The sequence below is a fragment of the Zhongshania aliphaticivorans genome, from assembly GCF_902705855.1.
Taxonomy (GTDB): domain Bacteria; phylum Pseudomonadota; class Gammaproteobacteria; order Pseudomonadales; family Spongiibacteraceae; genus Spongiibacter; species Spongiibacter aliphaticivorans_B.
Map to the genome: position 1 here is coordinate 56,288 of NZ_CACSIJ010000011.1, position 22,795 is coordinate 79,082.

The 22,795-nt window shown below is 49.2% G+C and carries 19 protein-coding genes and 1 tRNA gene; 16 read left to right on the forward strand and 4 right to left on the reverse strand.

Going from position 1 to position 22,795, the window contains the following annotated elements:
* The first annotated feature begins 3 nt into the window (after positions 1-3).
* The 13 genes from folP (at position 4) to pnp (ending at position 14,433) form a co-directional block, all read left to right on the forward strand.
* Positions 4-885, forward strand: coding sequence for a dihydropteroate synthase (gene folP / locus GVJ32_RS04700; protein ID WP_159238905.1), 882 nt, complete (start codon positions 4-6; stop codon positions 883-885).
* Complete coding sequence (gene glmM / locus GVJ32_RS04705) at positions 878-2,212, forward strand: phosphoglucosamine mutase (protein ID WP_159238906.1); 1,335 nt, start codon at positions 878-880, stop codon at positions 2,210-2,212. The genes folP and glmM overlap by 8 nt, the downstream gene beginning before the upstream one ends.
* A 72-nt stretch (positions 2,213-2,284) precedes the next feature.
* A complete protein-coding gene (tpiA, locus tag GVJ32_RS04710) occupies positions 2,285-3,040 on the forward strand; it encodes a triose-phosphate isomerase (protein ID WP_159238907.1) in 756 nt (251 codons plus the stop codon).
* On the forward strand, positions 3,040-3,420 hold the full coding sequence (gene secG, locus GVJ32_RS04715) for a preprotein translocase subunit SecG (protein ID WP_159238908.1): 381 nt from the start codon (positions 3,040-3,042) through the stop codon (positions 3,418-3,420). The genes tpiA and secG overlap by 1 nt, the downstream gene beginning before the upstream one ends.
* Before the next feature lie 6 nt (positions 3,421-3,426).
* A tRNA-Leu gene (locus GVJ32_RS04720) sits at positions 3,427-3,512 on the forward strand.
* A 112-nt stretch (positions 3,513-3,624) separates the two neighbouring features.
* Positions 3,625-5,394 (forward strand): hypothetical protein, encoded by a 1,770-nt coding sequence (locus GVJ32_RS04725; RefSeq protein WP_159238909.1) that lies wholly within the window; start codon positions 3,625-3,627, stop codon positions 5,392-5,394.
* Between the two features lie 247 nt (positions 5,395-5,641).
* Positions 5,642-6,097, forward strand: coding sequence for a ribosome maturation factor RimP (gene rimP / locus GVJ32_RS04730; protein WP_159239325.1), 456 nt, complete (start codon positions 5,642-5,644; stop codon positions 6,095-6,097).
* Between the two features lie 46 nt (positions 6,098-6,143).
* Positions 6,144-7,646 carry a transcription termination factor NusA gene (gene nusA / locus GVJ32_RS04735; protein ID WP_159238910.1) on the forward strand — a complete coding sequence of 501 codons (1,503 nt, stop codon included), beginning with the start codon at positions 6,144-6,146 and terminating at the stop codon, positions 7,644-7,646.
* A 30-nt stretch (positions 7,647-7,676) separates the two neighbouring features.
* Positions 7,677-10,466 carry a translation initiation factor IF-2 gene (gene infB / locus GVJ32_RS04740; RefSeq protein ID WP_159238911.1) on the forward strand — a complete coding sequence of 930 codons (2,790 nt, stop codon included), beginning with the start codon at positions 7,677-7,679 and terminating at the stop codon, positions 10,464-10,466.
* 28 nt (positions 10,467-10,494) lie between these two features.
* The gene (rbfA, locus tag GVJ32_RS04745) at positions 10,495-10,881 is read left to right on the forward strand and encodes a 30S ribosome-binding factor RbfA (RefSeq protein WP_159238912.1); all 387 of its coding nucleotides are present in this window, start codon (positions 10,495-10,497) and stop codon (positions 10,879-10,881) included.
* A 5-nt stretch (positions 10,882-10,886) separates the two neighbouring features.
* The gene (truB, locus tag GVJ32_RS04750; RefSeq protein ID WP_159238913.1) at positions 10,887-11,816 is read left to right on the forward strand and encodes a tRNA pseudouridine(55) synthase TruB; all 930 of its coding nucleotides are present in this window, start codon (positions 10,887-10,889) and stop codon (positions 11,814-11,816) included.
* A 140-nt stretch (positions 11,817-11,956) separates the two neighbouring features.
* Positions 11,957-12,226 (forward strand): 30S ribosomal protein S15, encoded by a 270-nt coding sequence (rpsO, locus tag GVJ32_RS04755; protein WP_159238914.1) that lies wholly within the window; start codon positions 11,957-11,959, stop codon positions 12,224-12,226.
* A gap of 74 nt (positions 12,227-12,300) precedes the next feature.
* Positions 12,301-14,433 carry a polyribonucleotide nucleotidyltransferase gene (gene pnp / locus GVJ32_RS04760; protein ID WP_159238915.1) on the forward strand — a complete coding sequence of 711 codons (2,133 nt, stop codon included), beginning with the start codon at positions 12,301-12,303 and terminating at the stop codon, positions 14,431-14,433.
* Between the two features lie 159 nt (positions 14,434-14,592).
* On the opposite strand, the gene GVJ32_RS04765 is transcribed toward pnp, so the two are convergent.
* Positions 14,593-15,075, reverse strand: a complete 483-nt coding sequence (locus tag GVJ32_RS04765) for an FKBP-type peptidyl-prolyl cis-trans isomerase (RefSeq protein ID WP_159238916.1) — start codon at positions 15,073-15,075, stop codon at positions 14,593-14,595.
* A 111-nt stretch (positions 15,076-15,186) separates the two neighbouring features.
* On the opposite strand from GVJ32_RS04765, the gene GVJ32_RS04770 reads away from it, so the two are divergent.
* Entirely contained in the window at positions 15,187-15,369 is a 183-nt protein-coding gene (locus tag GVJ32_RS04770; protein WP_159238917.1) for a hypothetical protein, read from the forward strand.
* A 12-nt stretch (positions 15,370-15,381) separates the two neighbouring features.
* On the opposite strand, the gene GVJ32_RS04775 is transcribed toward GVJ32_RS04770, so the two are convergent.
* Positions 15,382-15,636 (reverse strand): hypothetical protein, encoded by a 255-nt coding sequence (locus GVJ32_RS04775; protein WP_159238918.1) that lies wholly within the window; start codon positions 15,634-15,636, stop codon positions 15,382-15,384.
* A 152-nt stretch (positions 15,637-15,788) separates the two neighbouring features.
* On the opposite strand from GVJ32_RS04775, the gene parC reads away from it, so the two are divergent.
* Entirely contained in the window at positions 15,789-18,047 is a 2,259-nt protein-coding gene (parC, locus tag GVJ32_RS04780) for a DNA topoisomerase IV subunit A (protein ID WP_159238919.1), read from the forward strand.
* Positions 18,048-18,134: 87 nt separating this feature from the next.
* Here parC and GVJ32_RS04785 read toward each other — a convergent pair whose 3' ends face one another.
* Positions 18,135-19,352, reverse strand: a complete 1,218-nt coding sequence (locus tag GVJ32_RS04785) for a hypothetical protein (RefSeq protein ID WP_159238920.1) — start codon at positions 19,350-19,352, stop codon at positions 18,135-18,137.
* Positions 19,353-19,469: 117 nt separating this feature from the next.
* Between GVJ32_RS04785 and serB the strand changes: the two genes are divergently transcribed.
* Positions 19,470-20,684: a phosphoserine phosphatase SerB gene (gene serB, locus GVJ32_RS04790; protein ID WP_103683137.1), complete on the forward strand. Its 1,215-nt coding sequence runs from the start codon at positions 19,470-19,472 to the stop codon at positions 20,682-20,684.
* Between the two features lie 80 nt (positions 20,685-20,764).
* On the opposite strand, the gene GVJ32_RS04795 is transcribed toward serB, so the two are convergent.
* Entirely contained in the window at positions 20,765-22,774 is a 2,010-nt protein-coding gene (locus GVJ32_RS04795) for a sensor domain-containing phosphodiesterase (protein ID WP_159238921.1), read from the reverse strand.
* Positions 22,775-22,795: the final 21 nt, after the last annotated feature.

Sequence of the window (22,795 nt, forward strand, 5' to 3'; positions counted from 1 at the left end):
GCAATGAACTCCTTTGTAAGCCAATGGTCACCGCAGCTCCGCTGCGGTGCTCGCTTATTAGACTTAAGCGAGCCGAAGGTGATGGCGATTATTAACGTTACCCCTGATTCATTTTCCGATGGTGGTGTATTTCACGCCGGCAGTGTTTTGCTTGAAAAAGTGCTGCGCCGAGTTGATGAGGTGTGTCAGCAGGGCGCCGCGCTGGTAGATATTGGCGGCGAGTCAACGCGACCGGGTTCGATGGCGATCACTGCTGAAGAAGAGTGTGATCGGGTGTTGGCGGTGGTCGAGGCTATCACGCAGCGTTTTGACACGATTGTTTCGGTCGATACCAGTACCCCGCAAGTGATTCGCGGCGCGGCGCAGTTGGGTGCAAATTTAATTAATGATGTGCGGGCGTTGTCGCGGTTTGGTGCTATAGATGCTGCCGTAGAGAGTGGTTTGCCGGTGTGTTTAATGCACATGCAGGGTGATCCAAGCTCAATGCAGAGAAGTCCAACATATCAAAATATTTTTGATGAGGTCGCTGCATTTCTTCAAGAGCGTGTTGCGGTGTGTGTGGCGGCGGGTGTCGCGCGTGAGCAAATATTACTCGACCCTGGTTTTGGTTTTGGCAAAACCGTGGAGCATAATTTGGAATTGTTTCGTCGTTTGCCGAGTTTTGTTGAGTTGGGTTTTCCAGTGTTGGTTGGGGTTTCAAGAAAATCTATGTTAGGTGCGCTTACTGGCCGAGCGGTTGAGGAAAGATTGGCTGGGAGCGTGGCAATGGCGGCGATGGCGGTAGAACGCGGCGCACATATTCTTCGCGTGCATGATGTTAAAGAAACCGTCGATGCAGTAAAGCTTGCAAGCGCAGTGAAGTCTGAGAGCTGTAATAATGACTAGAAAGTATTTCGGCACCGATGGGGTTCGTGGTCGCGTTGGTGAGGGTGCAATCACCCCTGAATTTGTTTTGAAATTGGGTTGGGCTGTTGGGCAGGTGTTCGCCCGCGAAGGTCGAAGTAAGGTCATTATTGGCAAAGACACCCGTATTTCAGGTTATATGTTTGAGTCGGCGTTAGAGGCGGGCTTGGTTGCGGCTGGTGTTGACGTCTTGCTATTGGGGCCAATGCCAACACCGGCTATTGCTTATTTAACAAGAACATTTCAAGCGCGCGCGGGGATTGTGATCAGCGCGAGCCACAATCCCTATTATGATAATGGGATTAAGTTTTTTTCTGCCGATGGTACCAAGTTACCTGACGAGCTTGAGATTGCGATTGAAGAGGCTATTGATGCCAGCATGACGACGGTTGAGTCTGCGAAATTGGGCAAGGTGCGCCGCATTGACGACGCCGCAGGCCGCTATATTGAATACTGTAAATCTACCGCCCAGACGGGTCTGTCGCTGGCGGGTTTAAAAATTGTTCTCGATTGTGCTCATGGTGCAACCTACCACGTTGCCCCTGCGGTGTTTGCTGAGTTGGGTGCCGAGGTTGTGCTCATAGGTGTGTCGCCAGATGGTCTGAATATCAACGCTAAAGTCGGCTCCACTCATCCTGCTGGTATGCAGGAGCGAGTTGTTCAAGAGTGCGCAGATTTTGGTATCGCTTTTGACGGTGACGGTGATCGCGTTGTGTTTGCAGATGCGTCGGGTGAGTTGGTTGATGGCGATGAATTGTTGTACATCATCGCGGCGGAACAGCTTCGCCGAGGTGAGCGCTGTGAGGGTGTTGTTGGCACTCTGATGTCAAATCTTGGTTTCGAGCTGGCATTAAAAGCCCTAGGTGTTTCGTTTGAGCGTGCTCAAGTTGGCGATCGCTACGTAAAAGAAAAAATGAATGCTCTGGGGTGGCGCTTGGGTGGTGAAAATTCGGGCCATATTATTTGTGGTGATGTGAGTACTACGGGTGATGGGATTGTTGCTGCTCTGAAGGTGGTGCAGGCGGTGAAGGCGAGTGGCAAAAGTTTGCTCGAGCTACGAAAGCCGGTGAAGAAATTCCCGCAAATTATGCAGAATATTCGCATACAAAAGCCGATGGATCTTAATCATTCGGAATTGCGTGCAGCGGTAGAGCAGGTTGAGCTGGAATTAGCAGGGCGAGGCAGGGTATTATTGCGCGCCTCAGGCACTGAGCCCTTGGTGCGAGTCATGGTTGAGGGCGAGAACGGCACCCAAGTTGCAGACTTGTGTCAGCGCCTGACAGACAAGGTGCAAAAGCTTTCATCATAAGTGATGGCTGTTCTTGTATGTATTTATAAGTTTATGTAAGATTGGCGCCCATTTTGCGCTAAGGGAAATGGCATGCGGAGTAATCTCGTAGCAGGAAACTGGAAGATGTGTGGCAATAGCGCCAGCATTGGAAAGTTGGTGGCGGAATTGAGAGCGTCTTTACCTGCTGAGCCTGGAGTTGATATCGCGGTTTTTCCTCCCTCGGTGTATTTAGCGCAGGTGCTAACAGGTTTAAGTGGCTCGCCGGTTGCAGTCGGTAATCAGAACGTTTGTGATCAAGCTAATGATGGTGCATTTACGGGTGAGGTGTCTGCCTCAATGCTGGCTGATGTCGGTTGTCGTTATGTCATTGTTGGGCATTCTGAGCGCCGTGCAATGTATGCAGAAACCAGCGAACAAGTTGCAGAAAAGGCTAGGCAGGCTCTATTGCAGGGGTTGATACCTTTGGTATGTGTCGGTGAAACTGAGGCACAGCGTGATGAGGGTGCAACTTTAGAAGTTATTTCAGCCCAGCTTAAGCCAATTTTTTCGGCCTTAAGTGTAGAGCAGTTACAGTTAATTGTAGTTGCCTACGAGCCGGTTTGGGCGATTGGCACAGGTAAGACGGCAAGTCCCGCTCAAGCTCAAGAAGTGCACGCGTTTATTCGTGCGCTGTTTGCAAAGAAAAGTGAGCAATTGGCGAAGGGTTTGCGAATTCTGTACGGCGGCAGCGTAAAGGCCGCCAATGCAGGTGAATTGTTCGCTCAGGCGGATATTGATGGCGGTTTAGTTGGTGGTGCGTCACTTGATGCACAGGAATTTTCCGCAATATGTCGGGCGGCGGAGTAATGGAACAAATTATATTAATCGTACATGTGTTGGCTGGTCTTTCCATTATTGGTTTGATTTTAGTTCAGCAAGGTAAAGGCGCAGATATGGGGGCTTCGTTTGGCTCCGGTGCGTCGCAAACTTTATTTGGTAGCAGTGGTAGTGGTAATGCTTTAACTCGGGCCACAGCAGTTTTGGCGACGGTGTTTTTTATTACTAGCTTGTCCCTTGCCTATGTTGCTAAGCAGCGCAGTGGCGTTGACGAAGATATTATTGATGTGCCGGTGTTGCAGGAAAGTCGTGATGTTGCTCCTGTGGGCGATGACAGTATGCCATCGCAAGAGGGCGACACTGAATCAGATATGCCAGTAACAAGTGATATGCCGGCAGCAGCCGAGTAAAAATTTGCCGAAGTGGTGGAATTGGTAGACACGCCATCTTGAGGGGGTGGTGAGCATAGCTCGTGCGGGTTCAAGTCCCGCCTTCGGCACCAAAAAATGTAAAGGGGATCTGCATCGCAGATCCCCTTTTTTATTGTCTTTCTGTTTAATATCGATAAGTATGTTCAAAAGGATGCTGGGCAAGAATACGTAAAGGATATGAGTATGGATGCTGGGGGTGGGCAAGGGGCCTTGCAGGGTGGGCAGGCAGTTCGGGAGTTTCGGCCAAGAATTTCTCCTGACATTTCATCAGAGCTTTTGGATTTGGATCCTTTGCTTAATGCCAAGTGGCAGGTCACGGTGAGTGCAGCGTTTAAAAGGCTGAGTGGGGATGAGCGTAAATACGCCTATTATCGTTATCTTGCCCCAAAGGGCATAAGGATAGACGCCGAGAATAAGCGGCTTACCTTTGCGGGGCGGCCTAGCCTGGCAGAGATAAAGCTTAAGCTAGGTTCTTCAAAGCTTATTGCCATTGCTAATAAACTTGAGGCAGTGCTTGCGACATTAAGCGATTTGCGTGATGCGATTCCTTATGTTGATTTGCTTGAAGCTAGTCTTTCTTTGATCAACGATTTTCACTCTGAAGAGGATTTGCAGCAGATCCGTTTAAAGCGGGCATTGCGGCAGGCTTTTTTGGATGAGCTCGTTATGTTAACTCGATCTGCGCCAATGGTTGTGCCGACGACCCACCGGGGGCTAAGTTCTGGGGCGGTACGTGATTTTGTCATTGAAGTGTATCTAAAGCAGCAAATGCTCGGTTATCGCTTTAGAGTGCGGCCGGCAGAAGAGTTGAAGTTGCATGCGAATGCATTTATTAGAGATGAGATTGCCGGCGAGGCCTGTATTCGGCAGTGCGAGTTCGTGTCTTGTGAGCGATATCTGTTTTTGATCGGTCCGGTAAGGAGTTTCTCCCTTAATCCGTATTCGGCGCGCCGGTTTCTGTATGAAGATGTGTTGTTAAATGGCAGTGCCGTTTTCTTTAATGGTATGGCGATCCCGTTTGTTTCCTTGGAAAAAGACGAGATTTTAAAGCATTTATCGTGGTCCCTCAGTCGGGTCGTTACGGTCGAGCGCCAAGTTAGTGCTGGTGTCATGGCGATTATGGATGCGGCGCACAAGACGCGGGTGGAATTGCTGCTTCCGCTTTTAGCCGAGGATATTGCAGCGGACGGTGCTGGCTACGGAATGGCGGTTGCTGGCAAGCTGAAAGTGTTTGAAGAGCTGTTGGTAAATAATGTATTGGTCAAATTGCCTCAGGCGCTGCGTGTCTTTGCTAGAACAAATGATGATCATGACTATCTGTTTTTTAATTTGCATGCGTATTTTCTGCAGTTAGCGGCAGATGTTCGGGATTTTAGTGGGCGATCCTCCTTGGTGTTGAGTGATTCGGTTGAAGAGTTGGAGTTGTGCATATTGAGTTATCTGCGTTTGCTGGAAAAACGACGAGATAAGGTTTTTTCTCTGAGTTTGCGGGAGGACCCCGTGGCACTTGATGATGCGAAGTTGCCATTGCAAGAGTTTAGGGGCTTGGTAAAAGGTTTTGTTCCGAAGGCGCGCCAACTTGCTCTGAAGCGGCAGCAAATACAGGAGGTATTACTTGCTCCTTCTGGTGGGGTTGGGCGTTTCCTTGATAATACGTTTAATCGCACGGAAAGGCGTGGCTTGGAGTTTGAGCGACTGGAGCGCGACCTGGCTTTGCAGAAGAAGCAGTGTCTAGTGGGTTTGATTCGTATATGTAAGCGTTATCCAGAATTAACAGTCTATCTTGAGTTGGAGGGTTTGGTTGTGGCTGACGAGGCGCTGCGGAGATACGCGTTGCCTGCGGGACAGGATGGGCTTGGTCAGCTGCCTAGGCTGGTAACGCTATGGGAGGATCAGCTGGCTTTTGATTTTGAGGTCATTGCGGAGCGATTGGGTGTTGTTGTGAGTATGTAGGTGGAGTACCGTTGGGGCGGAGGACTTACCTTGACCTATGCTCGTTTGGCGAATATAATGCGCCTCCTGATATGAGGTAGCGGCAATGGTTTTAAGGGCTTCCTCCAAGCGTAGGGTGACTTCGCTTTTATTGATCAGAAGTTTTTAGAAGCCCCTTCCATAGGGGCTTTTTCGTATCGCTAAAGGGCGTGCGTCAAAGAATTTCGATGTGGGCCTTGGGCCCATTTTTTATTGGTGGGTAGTGAACTTGTCCAACAAGACCGTCAAGCTAGAAGAATTATTAAGGCCGGGAGTGGAAGCTCTCGGCTACGAGTTATGGGGTCTGGATTACCAGTCTCATGGCCGTCACACGATGCTACGTGTGTATATTGATAGCGAGAAAGGTATTGGTGTTGATGACTGTGCTAAAGCAAGTCATCAGATCAGCGGTGTGATGGACGTCGAAGATCCCATAGCGGGTGAATATAACCTCGAGGTGTCATCGCCAGGAATGGATAGACCATTGTTTACCTTGGCGCAATTTGAGCAGTATGTAGGTAGTGATGTAAGTGTTCGTTTACGCACCTCTTTTGAGGGGCGGCGTAAATTTCTTGGTCGCCTGATGGGGATTGAGGATGGTGATGTAGTAGTGATGGTTGAGGAGCATGATTATTTGCTTCCTTTCGATCAGATCGATAAAGCGAATGTCGTGCCTCGGTTTTAATCGGGGTTAATGATTTCAAATAGCCGGCTGCGGAAAGAGGCGGATAATGAGTAAAGAAATATTGCTGGTAGTTGAGGCCGTATCGAACGAAAAAGGTGTTTCTAAAACCATCATTTTCGAAGCGATTGAGCAGGCATTGGCAACAGCCGCCAAAAAGCGTTACGACGAAGACTCTGAAATTCGTGTGGTGATTGATCGTCACACAGGGGATTATCAGACGTTTCGCAGTTGGTTAGTTATGCCTGACGATGAGATGGCGCTGCTGGGTACTCAGTTAACAATTGAAGAAGCGCACGAGTACAGCACCGATTTAAAAGCGGGCGACACCCACGAAGAAGTCGTTGAAAACGTCGGCTTTGGTCGTATTGCTGCGCAAACAGCCAAACAAGTTATTGTGCAGAAAGTGCGCGAGGCTGAGCGAGCGCAAATCGTTGATGAATACCGTAGCCGCGTTGGCGAGCTGATTAACGGTACTGTCAAAAAAGTGACCCGCGACAGTATTATTGTCGATCTTGGTAATAACGCAGAGGCATTATTGCCCCGTGAAGAATTAGTTGGTCGAGAAGTGTTTCGGATCAATGATCGGGTTCGCGCTATTTTGGCTGATGTGCGTCCAGAGGCTCGCGGTCCACAGTTGTTTTTAAGTCGCGCATGTCCAGAAATGCTCATCGAACTGTTTAAAATCGAAGTGCCTGAAGTTTCTGAAGACGTTATTGAAATTCGTGCGGCTGCTCGTGACCCAGGTTCGCGGGCAAAAATTGCAGTAAAAACCAATGATGGTCGTATTGATCCCGTTGGCGCCTGTGTTGGTATGCGTGGTTCGCGTGTACAGGCAGTATCTGGTGAGTTGGGTAATGAGCGCGTTGACATTATTTTGTGGGACGACAACCCTGCTCAGTTAGTTATCAATGCAATGGCGCCTGCTGAAGTAGAGTCTATTGTCGTCGATGAAGACACTCACACCATGGACGTTGGTGTGGCAGATGACAATCTTGCGCAGGCAATTGGTCGTGCAGGTCAAAATGTTCGCCTTGCTGGTCAGTTAACTGGCTGGACTATCAATGTGATGAGCATTGAGGAAATGGGCGCCAAGCACGAGCAGGAATCTGGACAAGTTATTAGCTATTTTGTTGACGCCCTAGATATTGGTGAAGACATTGCTGAAGTGCTGGTGGAAGAGGGTTTCACAACCTTGGAAGAGGTTGCCTACGTACCGCTTGAAGAAATGATGTCTATAGAAGGCTTTGACGAAGAGTTAGCGCAAGAGCTGCGTGCTCGCGCTAAAGATGCCTTGTTGACTCAAGCGATAGCCAGTGAAGAAAAATTAGAGAGCGCCGAACCGGCTGAAGACCTGTTAACAATGGATGGCATGGAAAAGCATCTCGCTTTTATCCTTGCTAGCCGTGGCGTTGTAACGATGGAGGATCTGGCCGAACAGGCTGTTGAAGATCTTCTCGACATTGAAGACATGACTGAAGAACGGGCTGGTGAGTTAATTATGACTGCCCGTGCTCCGTGGTTTGCAGACGAAGACGAATCTGCAAAATAAGCGAGTCGTACCGTTTAGGGAGAATGATGAATGGCTGAAGTTACCGTGAGCCAGCTTGCCGAAGTCGTTGGCGCGCCTGTAGAACGATTATTGCGACAAATGAAAGAAGCGGGGCTGTCTCACAGTGCTGCTGGGCAAGCTGTGTCTGATGAAGACAAGCAAACCTTATTGACTTTCTTAAAGCGGAGCCACGGAGAATCAGCCGACGCCCCGCAGAGAATTACCTTGAAACGCAAGACCCTAAGCACGCTTAAAACGGGGTCCGGTGCGGGGAAGAAGACAGTTAATATTGAAGTTCGTAAAAAGCGAACTTATATCAAGCGCGATCCGGCTGAAATGGCTGCTGATGCTGCGGCAGAAGAGCAGGCGCACGTTGATGTAGAGGTAGGCGAAGAAGCGACTATCGCGGCTGAAGCTAGCGCCGATGTCGTTGTAGAAACTGCACCTGAGCCTGTTGCGGAGGTGTTTGAAGAGCCCGTTGTGGTAGTTGCGGAAGAAAAGGCGCCGGAGCCCAAGGTTGAGCCAGAACCTGAGCCAGCGCCGGTTGTAGAAGAAAAAGCAGCAGAGCCTGTTGAAAAAGAGCCTGTTGCTGAAGTGCAAGTCGTCGCACCAGCGAATAAAACGGATGAGTACAGAGAAGTTGTCGAAGACGTATTAGATGTCGATCCTGAAGTGCTTCGTCAGCGCGCCATCCTGCGTCGTAAGGAAGAAGAAAAGCGTGTTCAGGAGCGCCGAGCAGAAGTTCTGGCAGACAAAAAACGTGAAGAAGAGCGGCGGAGTGCTAAAGCGAAGGCGCCGGCGCCGGCTGCAGCACCTGCTGCTAAAGAAACTGGTGGCGATGCTGCAGAAAAACCAGCACCTCGTCATCATCGTCGCGCGGCTCCAAGTGATACTGCTAGCACTGATGATGATCGTCCGCGTCGTAAAGGCGGGAAGTCTCGCGGTAATAAACGCGACGATTTAGATGGTGCAGGTTCATTCGGCGGCCGTCGTAAGAAGAAGACCTTGAAGTTGCCAGATGATGCGCAGCGTCATGCTTTCCAAGCACCGACAGATAAGATTTTTTATGCCGTAAATATTGGTGAAACCACCACGGCGGCAGAGCTTGCGCAGCAAATGAAGGTTAAGGCTGCTGAAGTTATTAAAGAAATGATCAAAATGGGCATGATGGTCACCATCAACCAGCCTATAGACCAAGAGACGGCGCAGTTGGTCGTTGAAGAAATGGGGCACACGGTTAAATTGGTTTCTGAGGACGCTGTTGAAGAGGCGCTTGAAGAAACATTGGGAGCGCGTGGTGCAGGTACCATGATGACTCGCGCGCCTGTTGTTACCGTTATGGGGCACGTCGACCACGGTAAGACATCTTTGCTCGATTATATCCGTAAGACTAAGGTGGCCAGTGGTGAGGCAGGCGGTATTACTCAGCATATCGGTGCCTACCACGTTGAAACCGGTCACGGGATGATCACCTTCCTTGATACACCTGGTCACGCCGCGTTTACTCAGATGCGTGCCCGTGGTGCAAAAAGCACGGATATTGTTATTCTCGTTGTTGCGGCAGACGACGGCGTGATGCCGCAGACCGAAGAGGCAGTAGCTCACGCGAAAGCAGCGGGTGTGCCTTTGGTTGTTGCGGTAAACAAAATGGATAAAGAGGGCGCTGACCCAGACCGTGTTAAGAACGAACTGTCTGCTAAAGATGTTATTTCTGAAGAATGGGGCGGCGATACTCAGTTTGTACACGTATCTGCGCATACCGGTGAAGGCATAGACAAATTGCTGGACGCCGTATTGTTGCAAGCTGAATTACTAGAATTGAAAGCAGCTCCAGACTTGCCGGCGCAAGGTTTGGTTATTGAATCGCGCTTAGATAAGGGGCGTGGTGCAGTTGCCTCGCTACTGATTCAAAGTGGTACTTTGCGTCAGGGCGATATCGTTTTGGCTGGTCAGTGTTCTGGTCGTGTTCGTGCCATGCTTGACGAAAATGGCAAGCCAGTTAAAGAAGCGGGCCCTTCAATTCCTGTTGAAATATTGGGTCTTGATGGAACGCCAGATGCAGGCGACAGCTTCGTAGTGGTTGAGAACGATAAGCGCGCCCGTGAAGTTGCAGACTTCCGTCAAGTGCGTGATCGTGAGCAACGTATTAAGCGTCAGCAGGCGGCCAAGTTGGATCGCATGTTTGAAAGCATGGAATCTGCTGAGCGCCGTATATTGAACGTGGTTCTTAAAACTGACGTTCGCGGTTCTTTAGAGGCTTTGCAAGCGTCGTTGATGGATATTGGTAATGACGAAGTTAGCGTTAATATCGTATCAGCCGGCGTTGGTGGTATTACTGAAACGGATGTAAACCTAGCGCTGACGTCGGGTGCGGTAATGTTTGGCTTTAACGTACGGGCTGACTCAAGCTCGCGTAGATTGGCTGAGAACGAGGGCGTTGATCTTCGCTACTACAGTGTTATTTACGATGTTATCGATGATGTGACTGCTGCGTTAACAGGTATGTTAAGTCCTGAAATGCGTGAAGACATTGTTGGTGTTGCTGAGGTGCGCGATGTATTCCGTTCACCTAAGTTTGGCGATATTGCGGGCTGTATGGTTATTGAAGGTACGGTTTACCGTAACAAGCGAATCCGTGTTCTGCGCCAAGATGTCGTTATTTATGAAGGTGAGTTGGAATCACTGCGCCGTTTCAAAGATGATGCAGCCGAGGTTAAAAACGGCCTTGAATGCGGTATTGGTGTGAAGAACTACAAAGATGTACGCCCCGGTGACAAGATCGAAGTGTACGAAGTGAAGGAAATTGCACGTAGCCTTTAAGGGCTGACGTTGCGGAGTAGCGAGTCAATTGAAAGAGTTTAGCCGTACAGCGCGGATAGCGGATTTTTTAAAGCGAGAGCTGGGTAGTTTTATCCAGAAAGAGCTGCGGGATCCGCGTCTTGGCATGGTCAGTGTTATCGATGCGCAAGTCAGTCGTGACTTAAGCCATGCCAAGATTTATGTCACCGTTATGGGCAAAAATACAGCTGAAGAGGCGAAAGAATCCTTGGCGGTGTTAAACAAGGCGGCGGGCTTTTTACGCAGCCAAGTTGCTAAAATTAACAATGCTCGTACTACCCCGCAACTTCGTTTTTATTACGACACCAGTGTTAATCGCGGCCAGCACATTAGTAAGCTTATTCAAGACGCGGTTGAAGCTGATCGCAGCCGTTACACGGATGGCGACGGGGAATAATCGTTTTGGCAAGACGTCGTAAAGGCCGGTCTGTTGACGGCATTTTGGTGTTGGACAAGCCTCCTGGTCGCTCTTCCAATGGTGCAATGGTCACCGCTCGTGCAATTTATAATGCCAGCAAGGCTGGGCATACTGGTGCGTTAGATCCTTTGGCTACCGGTGTGCTGCCAGTGTGTTTCGGCGAGGCGACCAAATTCTCCCAGTTTTTATTGGACGCCGATAAAGAATACCGCAGTCACTTTTTCTTTGGTCAGCAAACCGATACCGGCGATGCCGAAGGCGTTGTGTTGGCTGAAGTTGATGCCTCAAAGCTCACGGCCGTCGAGCTTGAATCGCAAATTGCCAAATTGCGTGGTGACATTTTACAAGTGCCGCCCATGTATTCGGCACTTAAGCGCGACGGCAAACCCCTCTATGAATTAGCCCGCAAAGGCATTACCGTCGAGCGAGCAGCGCGACCGGTGACTATTCGTGAATTTGAGCTGGAGTCCTTTACGCCAGGGGTTTTGGCTGTTGCGGTGGTGCGGGTGCGTTGTACCAAAGGTACGTATATTCGTTCTTTAGCAGAAGACTTGGGTGTGGCAATTGGCTGTGGTGCACACGTTGCAAGTTTGCGGCGTTTGCAAGCGGGGCCGTTTGTTGAGGCGCAGTCGGTATCGACTGAGGTCCTGCAGGCTCTCCGCGATACAGACGATTTCGAGGCATTAGATGCCTTATTGCTACCGATAACCGATGCACTTGGCCATATTCCACAGCTTACTTTGGGTGAGACCGCCGCTTACTATTTATTGCAAGGTCAGCCTGTGCAGGTGTCTGGTGCGCCAGTCTCGGGAACCGTGGTTTTATTGGCGGAAGATGGAAAATTCCTCGGAATTGGTGAAATTTTAGACGATGGGCGTGTTACACCTCGTCGTTTGCTCTCAACTATGGGATAATGCGCGGCTGAATTTGTGCCGGTGTTCCGGTAAAAAGGAAATGAAGGTGGTGGCAGGGTGTCATTCCTTCCGAACCTGACTGTAAATATGCACGGTCAGGCTCGATTTATAAACGCATATTTGTGATGAGGAAAAAGAAGATGGCATTATCTGCTATTGAGAAAGCTGATGTTGTTAAGGACTACCAGACTGCTGAAGGTGACACTGGTTCTCCAGAAGTACAGGTTGCATTGTTAACTATTAACATCAACAAACTACAGGGTCATTTTGAAGGCCATAAAAAGGATCACCACTCACGTCGTGGTTTGATTCGTATGGTAAACCAGCGTCGTAAATTGCTGGATTACTTAAAACGCAAAGACCAAGAGCGTTATAGCAAATTGATTAAACGTTTAGGTCTGCGTCGCTAAAACAAGAATAAGTGAGGGGGCCTTAGTGGCCCCCTTATTACTTTATATAACCCCTATTTGGGAGGAATTACTCCGTGAATCCCGTTACTAAAACATTCCAGTGGGGCAGTCAGACTGTCACCTTGGAAACTGGCCGTATCGCGCGTCAAGCGACCGGTGCAGTATTAGTTACTATCGATAATACTCAAGTACTGTGTACCGTTGTGGCGGCAAAAGCTGCTAAGCCTGGTCAGGACTTTTTTCCGCTGTCTGTGCATTACCAAGAGCGTACTTACGCGGTTGGTAAAATTCCAGGTGGGTTCTTTAAGCGCGAAGCGCGTCCTTCAGAAAAAGAGACATTAACGTCACGTCTGATCGATCGTCCAATTCGGCCTCTGTTCCCTAAAGGTTTTCAGAACGAAGTACAGGTTATCTGTACGGTTATGTCTGCAGACAAAGCAAATGATCCAGATATTGCCGCGTTAATTGGTACTTCAGCGGCATTAGCTATTTCTGGTGTGCCTTTTGCTGGCCCAGTTGGCGCTGCTCGCGTTGGCTTTACTGCTGAGGATGGTTACATCCTTAACCCGAGCTATGCACAGCTAGAAACCAGCCTGTTAGATATGGTTGTTGCTGGTACGCAAGACGCGGTATTAATGGTTGAGTCGGAAGCTCAGCAGTTAACCGAAGATCAAATGCTGGGTGCAGTACTGTACGCACACCAAGAAATGCAAGCAGTAGTGCAAGCGATTAAAGAGCTGGCTACTGATGCGGGCAAGCCAGCATGGGATTGGCAGCCACAGGAAGAAAATACCGCATTGCTTGGCGCTGTTGCCGGCGGTTACAAAGCGGGCTTGGGTGATGCTTATCGCGTTACTGATAAAATGGAGCGTTACGCGAAGGTCGGCGAATTGCGTAGCCAAGCTATCGCAGAATTGGCGACTGGTGATGATGCGCAATACAGCGCTGACGATGTTCGCGGTGTATTCGCTAAGCTAGAAAAGCAAATTGTTCGCCAGCGTATTCTGAACGGCGAGCCACGTATCGATGGCCGTGATGGTCGCACTGTACGTCCAATTAATGTTGAAGTTGGTGTATTGGGCAAGGCTCACGGTTCGGCTCTGTTCACTCGTGGTGAAACTCAGGCTATCGGTGTTGCTACTTTAGGTACAACTCGTGATGCCCAGTTTGTTGATGCCTTGGCAGGTGAATTTAAAGATAACTTCATGTTGCACTACAACTTCCCTCCCTACTCAGTAGGCGAGTGCGGCCGTATGGGTAGCACGGGTCGTCGTGAAATCGGTCATGGTCGTTTGGCGCGTCGCAGCCTAGAAGCTGTTTTGCCAACGGCTGAAGAATTCCCGTATACCATTCGTGTGGTATCGGAAATTACTGAATCAAACGGCTCTAGCTCAATGGCCTCTGTCTGCGTAGGCAGCTTGTCATTGATGGATGCTGGTGTACCGTTGAAAGCACCGGTTGCTGGTATCGCAATGGGTCTGGTTAAAGAAGGCGAGCGTTTTGCTGTTCTAACCGACATCTTAGGTGATGAAGATCACTTGGGTGATATGGACTTTAAAGTTGCCGGTACTGCTGATGGCGTTACTGCTTTGCAGATGGACATCAAGATCGAGGGTATTACCCAGAAGATCATGGAAGTCGCGCTTGAGCAGGCACAGCAAGCCCGTTTGCATATCCTTGGTCAAATGAATCAAATTCTTGCTACTTCACGTAGCGGTGTTTCTGATAACGCGCCAAGTATGCACGTGATGAAAGTCGATTCAGATAAAATCCGCGACATTATCGGTAAAGGCGGCGCAACAATTCGCGCAATGTGCGAAGAAACTGGCGCGCAAATCGATATCGAAGATGACGGTACAGTTCGCGTTTACGGTACCGATGCAGCATCACGTGATGACGCAGTAAACCGTATTCTGGCGATCACTGCAGAAGCGGAAGTAGGCGCAATCTACACGGGCAAAATAGCTCGTATCGTAGACTTTGGTGCCTTCGTAACCATTCTGCCGGGTAAAGACGGTCTTGTGCACATCTCTCAGATCTCTGATGAGCGTGTAGAGAACGTTAGCGACTACCTGAAAGAAGGCCAAGATGTTCAGGTTAAAGTACTGGATGTTGATGCTCGTGGTCGTATTAAACTGTCTATCAAAGAAGCAGTAGCTGATAGCGCTGAAGTTGTAGAGGAAGCAAGCGAGCAAGCCCCTGAATAAGGTGTCTTGTGCTTGGATCTAATGAACCCCGCTGTGTGCGGGGTTTTTTATGCCTGCAATAATGATGTTTGCAGTGCTTAGTGGTGTTTTCGGCCGGCGAGAATTAGCGAATTGATGTCGTTATTATGAACGCTACTCAACGGCTCTGAGCTATGTGGCTTAGTGCTGATGCCCGCCTTCGCCGTGGGCATGACGGTGGCGAATTTCTTCATCGGTGGCGTCACGAATATCTTTGATAAGAATTTTAAAGCTGAGGGTTTGCCCAGCGAGTGGGTGGTTTAGGTCTACGTCGACTGAAAACTTGCCGACTTTAATTACGGTTGCGTTGCGCATGCCCTTGTCGGTATTGAAACGCACAGCTTGGCCGACTTTTATTTTACCTTCGTGTTTTAAGTATTTGGCAGGAATACGTTCGGTTTTGTTGGGTTCAATGTGGCCGTAGGCATCTTCTGGTGCCAGCGTGACGTCAAATTCGTCGCCATTGGTGCGGCCGGCCATCGCTTTCTCTAAGCCGCTAATAATATTTTCGGCGCCATGCATGTATAGCGATGGTGTGTCGTCAAAATTGTCTTCCAATACGGTGCCGTCACTATTGCTAAGTTGGTAGTGAAATGACACGACTTTATTGCGGCTGATTTCCATGGTGCTCCCTCGTTGCGTTCTGTTATCGCGCAGCTATCTCAAGGCGCGTATAGTAATCGCGAATTCCACATAGTGGTAGGGCGTTGTAGTAAATCTGACAGGAGAGTTGCTATGGGCGATGTGTTGCCCTTTAAGCGGAAGTCGTCACAAGGTAAAACCGCAAACACTTTGTGCCGTGAAGGTTTTCATAAGTGGCGAGTCGACAAGGCCAAGAAGTTTGATGTGAGGCTGGGAAAATTAATTACGGTGTATATTTGTGAGCGTTGCGGTGAAAAGAAAATCACCGCACATTAGCTGGCGTGACGTTTAGTGGTGTTCGCCATTGTTGATCTCATCACTGATAATGGCGAGCCAGTTCTGTGCCTCGTCTAAGCCTTCAACTGCTTTGACGACACAGGCGATACCCAATAAATGCTCTTTTAGCAATTTTCGCATAGGAAGATCGAGCTCTTGGGCTTGTTCCTGTAGAAACAAGAAGGCCTGTGCGCTAACGTCATCAATATGCATTTGCTGCGTATCTTGGCGATATTCTGATAGGCTTACTATTTTTTGCGCAGTCATGTCGGATCTCCTTTGATCAACGTGGAGTCAGTATAGGTCGGCGCGAGGCGTGTGAATCTTCGTAATTACCCGTAGAGAGCTATGTGTTCCGTAGTGGCTTCTACGTAGCGGTGCAGGTGAGAGATCATTGAATAAGGATTGAATAACAGAATATGTCAGAATCTATTGTGATTGGCGCCGATGGCGTCGAGCAAATGCCACTGAAAAGCTACACCGAAAAAGCGTATTTGGACTATTCCATGTACGTTATTCTCGACCGCGCATTGCCCAATATTGCAGACGGTCTGAAGCCGGTACAGCGTCGTATTATTTATGCTATGAGTGAGCTTGGGCTTAAATCCAACGCCAAGCATAAGAAGTCTGCGCGTACTGTCGGTGACGTTATTGGTAAGTTTCATCCCCATGGCGACAGCGCGGTTTATGAAGCGATGGTGTTGATGTCGCAAAACTTCTCTTATCGCTACCCGCTTATCGACGGGCAGGGTAACTGGGGTTCACCTGACGATCCTAAGTCCTTCGCGGCAATGCGCTATACCGAGTCTAAATTGACCAAATATGCTGAGGTGTTACTCAGCGAGTTGGGTCAAGGCACGGTGGATTGGGTGCCAAACTTTGACGGCCAAATGGATGAGCCTGCGACGTTGCCGGCGCGGGTGCCGAATATTTTATTGAATGGCACCACCGGTATTGCGGTAGGTATGGCGACCGATATTCCACCACATAATTTACGTGAAGTGGTGAGTGCCTGTATTCATTTACTCGACGCACCCAACGCCAGTGTTGCTGAGTTGTGTGAGCATGTAAAAGGCCCAGATTTCCCGACGGATGCCGAGATCATTACTCCGCCAGAAGACTTGCGGAAAATGTATGAGAGCGGTCGCGGTTCATTGCGTATGCGCGCACTTTGGCAGGACGAGGGTGAGGATATTGTTATTACCGCTCTGCCGCATCAGACGTCGGGCTCAAAGGTGTTAGAGCAGATAGCACAGCAAATGCAGGCTAAAAAATTGCCTATGATTGTGGATTTGCGCGATGAGTCTGATCACGAAAACCCAACTCGGCTGGTGGTGATTCCCCGTTCGAATCGCATTGATAAGCAGGCGGTGATGAATCATTTGTTTGCGACCACGGATTTAGAGCGCAGTTACCGCGTCAATATGAATGTGATCGGTTTGGACGGTCGCCCGCAGGTAAAAGGCTTAGATAAAATACTTGGTGAGTGGTTAGAGATTCGCACCGCGACAACCCGCCGCCGCTTAGAGTACCGCTTGGATAAAGTGCTCAAGCGTTTGCATATCTTAGATGCCTTGCTGATCGCATTTTTAAATATTGACGAAGTCATCGCCATTATTCGCGAAGAAGATCAGCCTAAGCCGGTATTAATGGCACGCTTTGGCATTACCGATACCCAGGCTGAAGCGGTGCTGGAATTAAAATTACGCCATTTAGCTAAACTTGAAGAAATGAAAATTCGCGGTGAGCAGGACGAGCTTGCCACTGAACGCGATAGCTTAGAGCTGACGTTAGGTTCTGCGCGCCGTATGAAGAGCTTGGTTCGTAAAGAGCTGCTGGCAGCGGCTGAGGAGTTTGGTGACGAGCGTCGTTCACCCTTGGTGGCTAGGGCAGAGGCGCGGGCTTTCTCTGAGGAAGAAATTGTTTCCGCCGAGCCGGTAACGGTAATTTTGTCAGATATGGGTTGGATTCGCTCGGGCAAAGGGCATGACATTGATCCGCTAAGTCTTAGCTATAAAGCGGGTGATCGTTTTAAATTATCGGCTAAGGGTAAAAGTAATCAACCCGTTATTATTTTAGATAGCACCGGTAGAACCTATACGGTAGCTGCCCATGGCCTACCGTCTGCCAGGGGCCAAGGTGAGCCACTGACAGGGCGCATAAATCCACCATCTGGCGTGAGCTTCACCGGCATGATGATGGGAAGTGATGAGGGGCACTATTTGTTGGCGTCTGATGCTGGCTATGGATTTATTGCGAAATTATCCGATTTGCAGAGTAAGAATAAAGCCGGTAAAGCGGCGTTGACTCTGCCAAAAGGTGCGCTGGTATTGCCGCCAGTGGCAGTCAGTGATATGGCGTCTAGCCATGTGGTCGCGGTAACCACAGAGGGGCGCATGCTGATATTTCCCGTTGGTGATTTACCATTAATGCCGCGTGGCAAAGGGAATAAGATGATTGGTATTCCCTCGGCGCGAGTGGCTAGTAGAGACGAGTATGTGACTGCGGTGGCTATTTTCTCTGAGCGCGACACCTTAAAAGTAATTTCTGGTAAGCGCCATTTGTCACTGAAGTTTGCTGAGTTAGAGCATTATTTGGGTGAGCGTGGTCGCCGTGGCCATAAATTGCCGAGAGGTTTCCAAAAAGTCGATGCCTTGCAAACGGTGACGGCGGGTTAAAAATAGGAAATCGCTGCGCTTGGTAACTTGCGCGTGCTGAACGGTTAATCAAAAAGGCGTACCAATCACGGTACGCCTTTTTGATTTTTACGCCGCTGGATTACTGTCTGATTGGGGTTTGCTTGATTCTTGTCTGAACGACTCTAGGGTTAATTTTTTCAATTGAGTTTGCTGCCGTTCAAGTAAGTCGCCATAGGGAGCTTTCATGGGGCTGGTGTGATTGCCTCTAATATCCACCCATGCGTCTATTCGCTCGTTGCTGCGGCTGCTGTCATCAAGCCAGGTGCCTTTGCCGTCGGCAGTTGCGGTGTGTAATTGGTCGACGGCAGCGCATTCTTTGGCGGCGCACTCCCAGTGATCGCCTTCGCCGTGAATGTGCGCAATACCGGCTCGGCTGCGCAGTACTTTATCGAGGCTTTGGAATAATTCGGCGCAACACAAGGCGCGAAATAAGGGGTGATCGGTGCCGGCTACTTCAAAGAAGCGCAGGCTAATCGCGTTGTGTCGGTGTACTACAATATCGGCGTGATAGAGTTTGGCAATGGCTTCACCGCGAGCGTAGCTGGTACGCAGATGTTCGCGAAAACTCTCCGGTGCCATCTGAGCGTGCAGGGCGCTATAAGACTGCCAGTGGCAGTGCAAAATATAATAATCTTTGAAGCGATTTTTACCGAGTTTACTTAGGCGTATCTGCGGATCGTGAATTTCTTCCAGTAGCTTCCCTAAGCTATCTGCGGCGGGGTAGCCGCTTTGGTCATTTCGTAGAGGTTGGGCGAGGCGGGTGCGAGCGAGTTCGAGAAACGCTTCTATGCGCTGCATAGGTACTGCGATAATGGCATAGCTAAGGCAGGCTAGCAGCCCGGTTAGAATAAGTAAGGTTTTGCCTAGGTCGCGTATTTCGTCACCAATTAATTCGCGGCTTAACGATAATTTTACTAAGCCGAGTCGACCGTCAGCAGCTACGGGTGCTTCGTAATTTAAATTTTCCGCACGCCAGTGGCCAGTTTCTGCCACGGTTTCGTCACGGGCATTGGCGATACTGCCATAAACAATGAGGGGGCTATTGATATAGTCCTGTAAAATGGCTTGAAGACTGACTTTGTCATTGCGAAGCAGGGCTTGTTGGCTTTGTGATGCCAGTTGATTAGTCCACTGCTGCCCAATTAAATGGGTGGTTTCAAGAAGAATTTGTTTACTGGCCGTCATGCTAGTGAGTAGTAGGGTCATTCCTGCCACAGCGCATATTAGCGCAGTAATCAGGCCGCATTTTGCTGACAGGGGTAATTTAAGTAGCTGCTTGAGCATGTTGTACTTTCCATCGGGAAGGCGAGGCTTCTATTATTTTGAGAGTATATCAAGGTTGTGGTGCTTGGGTGGAGTTACGTCTACCGCTACAATACGCCGATTGCTGTAGGGGGTGGTGTGAACGAAATTATATTGATCAATATAGCGGGCGATGATCGGCCTGGCGTGACAAGTACAATCACCAGTATTTTGTCGGATCATCAGGTGAATATCTTGGATATTGGCCAAGCGGTGATACATGACAATTTGTCCTTGGGTTTACTGGTCGAAGTGCCTGCGGGCGCTGAGGCGGCCAGTATTCTCAAAGATATTTTATTTCGTACCCATGAGATGGGTATGCAGGTTCGCTTTTTGCCAGTTAGCCCTGAGAGCTATAATCAGTGGGTGTCTGGGCAAGGTAAGCAGCGTCATATTGTCACCTTGCTGGCGCGTAAGATTACCGCAAAGCATATTGCGGGTGTCACGGATATTGTTTCCCGTTATGCATTAAATATTGATCGCATCGACCGTTTGTCTGGGCGTGTGCCGCTTGAGGGTGTTGAGCAGCAGTCAAAGGCGTCTGTTGAATTGTCGGTGCGTGGTAATTTGCCGGATGCCACGGATTTTCGCCGTGAGCTTTTACATTTGGCCAGCGAGATGGATATTGATATTGCCTACCAAGAAGACAATATGTTCCGTCGCACTCGGCGTTTGGTGGCGTTTGATATGGATTCAACCCTCATTGAAGCGGAGGTGATTGATGAGCTAGCGATCGCCGCTGGTGTCGGTGAGCAAGTCGCCGAAATTACCGAGCGAGCAATGCGTGGCGAAATTGATTTTACCGAAAGTTTTAAAGCGCGAGTTGCCTTGCTTAAGGGCTTAGATGAGTCAGTGCTGGAAGGTATTGCAGAGAGCTTGCGTATTACTGAAGGTGCGGAGAATCTAGTCTCTACCCTCAAACAGCTTGGTTATAAAACTGCGATTTTATCCGGCGGTTTTACTTATTTTGGACATTATCTGCAGCGCAAGCTTGGCATTGATTACGTGCACGCCAACGAACTTGTTATTCGCGACGGGCGGGTGACCGGCGAGGTTGAGGGCATTGTGGTAGACGGTAAGCGCAAGGCGGAGTTGTTGCGCGAAATTGCCGAGCGTGAAGGCTTAGATATGGAACAGGTTATCGCGGTGGGCGACGGTGCAAATGATTTGCCTATGCTGAGTATTGCCGGTTTGGGTATCGCTTTTAGAGCCAAGCCAATAGTGCGCGAGAACGCCAAGCAGTCAATTTCAACTCTCGGTCTTGATGGCATTCTTTATTTACTAGGAATTAGCGACCGTTTAACAGGGAAGTAGATTTTGTGTCGGCATTTTTTCGTTCTGCAGGGTGATTTATTGCTGAAGTGAAAGAATGCTCGTCGTCAGTCCTTAGGGCTTCACCCAAATGCGGCGAATTCATAGTTCATGCTGGTCATGGGTTCGCTGACATAACTACCTTGAATAAAATCTGGGCCGAGCTGCCAAAGCATCGCTAGTGTTGCGGCGCTGCCAACATTGGGGATCATGATTTGGCTGTTCAGCAAGCGAGCTTGTTGCACCATATCACGAATTTCTTGGTCGCTAGGCGTATCGGTCGCGCGGTAGCCTGGTTTTACTAGGCTCGGACGAATGTGGTTTAAAAATTTGTTGCCTTTCTGGGTTCGGCCAAAGTTTCGTACTGCTAAGGACGCGCCTAATTTTTGTAGTTGATTTACAAAATTCAGGGCCGGCTTTAGCGTATTGGCGATACTTTCTTCGCTAAATTGTAGAATGACCGATGATGGCGGTATTCCAGCCGCTTTGAAGGCAACGCTTAACCACGCGCAAAACTCTGGGTCGTGGAACACATTGCCACTTAGGTTGATGATGAGCTTAAGGTCTTGGCCGGCAAGACGCTCTTTGGCTAACTGCTTGGTGGCCTCGACGACAATCCAGTGATCAAGTTCTGAATTTTCAGGTTCACGTTCAATCGCTCTTAGCATTTCTCCCGCCGTAAGTTCTCCTTCAGCCCAGTCTTTAATACTTAATGTCGCCTCGTAATGGTCACCACTAGAGGCGCCAAGATTGACCAGCGGCTGGAATAATAAGCTTAAACGAGCGTTTGCCAATGCTTCCGCGATGTTGTCGTTTACAGAATCTTTGCGGCTGAGTTGCTGGCGGTCGCGGCTGCATATTTCCGCATTATTGCCACCGGAGTGGTATATTTTTTCAACGCCGTCAAAGGCGGTATCTAGTAACAGGGAGGCCTTTGGTGGGGTGAGATGGTTGATTGCTAAAATGGCAATGCTCACCGTGCATTGCAGTGATTGTTTACGTACTTCAAATATTTCTGTCTCTATAGTGCTAGCTAATTCAAGCGCCATTTCAAGCGCTGTATTACTGGGGACATGATGAGCAATGGCAGCGATCATATCGTCAGCGACACGGCCGTAATGCTGTGCAGGCATACCTGCGCGCACATGATTACTGAGCGCCTCGATGAGATGTTCAACATCAATGAGGCTGGTGCTGTGGCGTAGTTTACTAAAGTGGTCAACCGAAATTAGGATGAGCGATGAATTACTATTGCGCTCGTTTTCAATAAAATCTTGTAGCAGGCTTAGAAATTGATGTTTGCTACTCATTCGCGTGCTGTTATCAACACCGTTTACCGCAGCGCTGTCATTGGCTTTATGAATAGTGAGCTGAATGCAATCCTCACTCTCGTAGTGAGCGCTGTCACAATGAATATGTGTTTTAAGTTCGGTGTGGTTAGCAAGGAAAAAACTGATTTCTAATTGTTGGTGCTCGCTATTTTGCTGCTGTTTTTTAAGAACGTTTTTAAAACGGTCTTTATCTTTATTGGCGATCAAGTCGACAATGGGAAAACCGTCAAGGTCGTCGTAGCCCATGTGCTCACAAAATGGGGTATTTGCATAAATCACCATGCCGTCAGTGATGTAGGCGATGGGGTCTTGGTGATCAATCAACAGTAATTGGTTTCGCTCCTCAGCTTCGGCCAAGGCAAGTTTAGCTGCAGCGAGTTGGCGGTAGAGTTGCACAGATGTTTGCGCCTTAAACGCGGCATTTACCAGATGGGAAATATTGTATTTAGTAATAACATCTACAACACAGGGGTCTGGCGGGCGCAGGGAGTCTCCTTCCCCCATGTAGATAACGGGAATATCTTTATGGTATTTACGCAGGATATGGCAGCAACGCTCTATATCGAGTTGGGCCTGTTCTGCGTCGAAGACAAGAACGTCCCAATTGTTGTTATCAGAAATGGCTGTCGCTAGTTTTTCGCCGGTATCAATATTGAGCGTATGAGCAATACGGCCCCCTCTACGGCAATGAGTAGCCAATTGCTCCGCGTCACTATCCGCGAGACAAAACAGGAGAATGTTGATCGCGGTGTTGCTGCTCATAATAGCTCGATAATAGTAGCG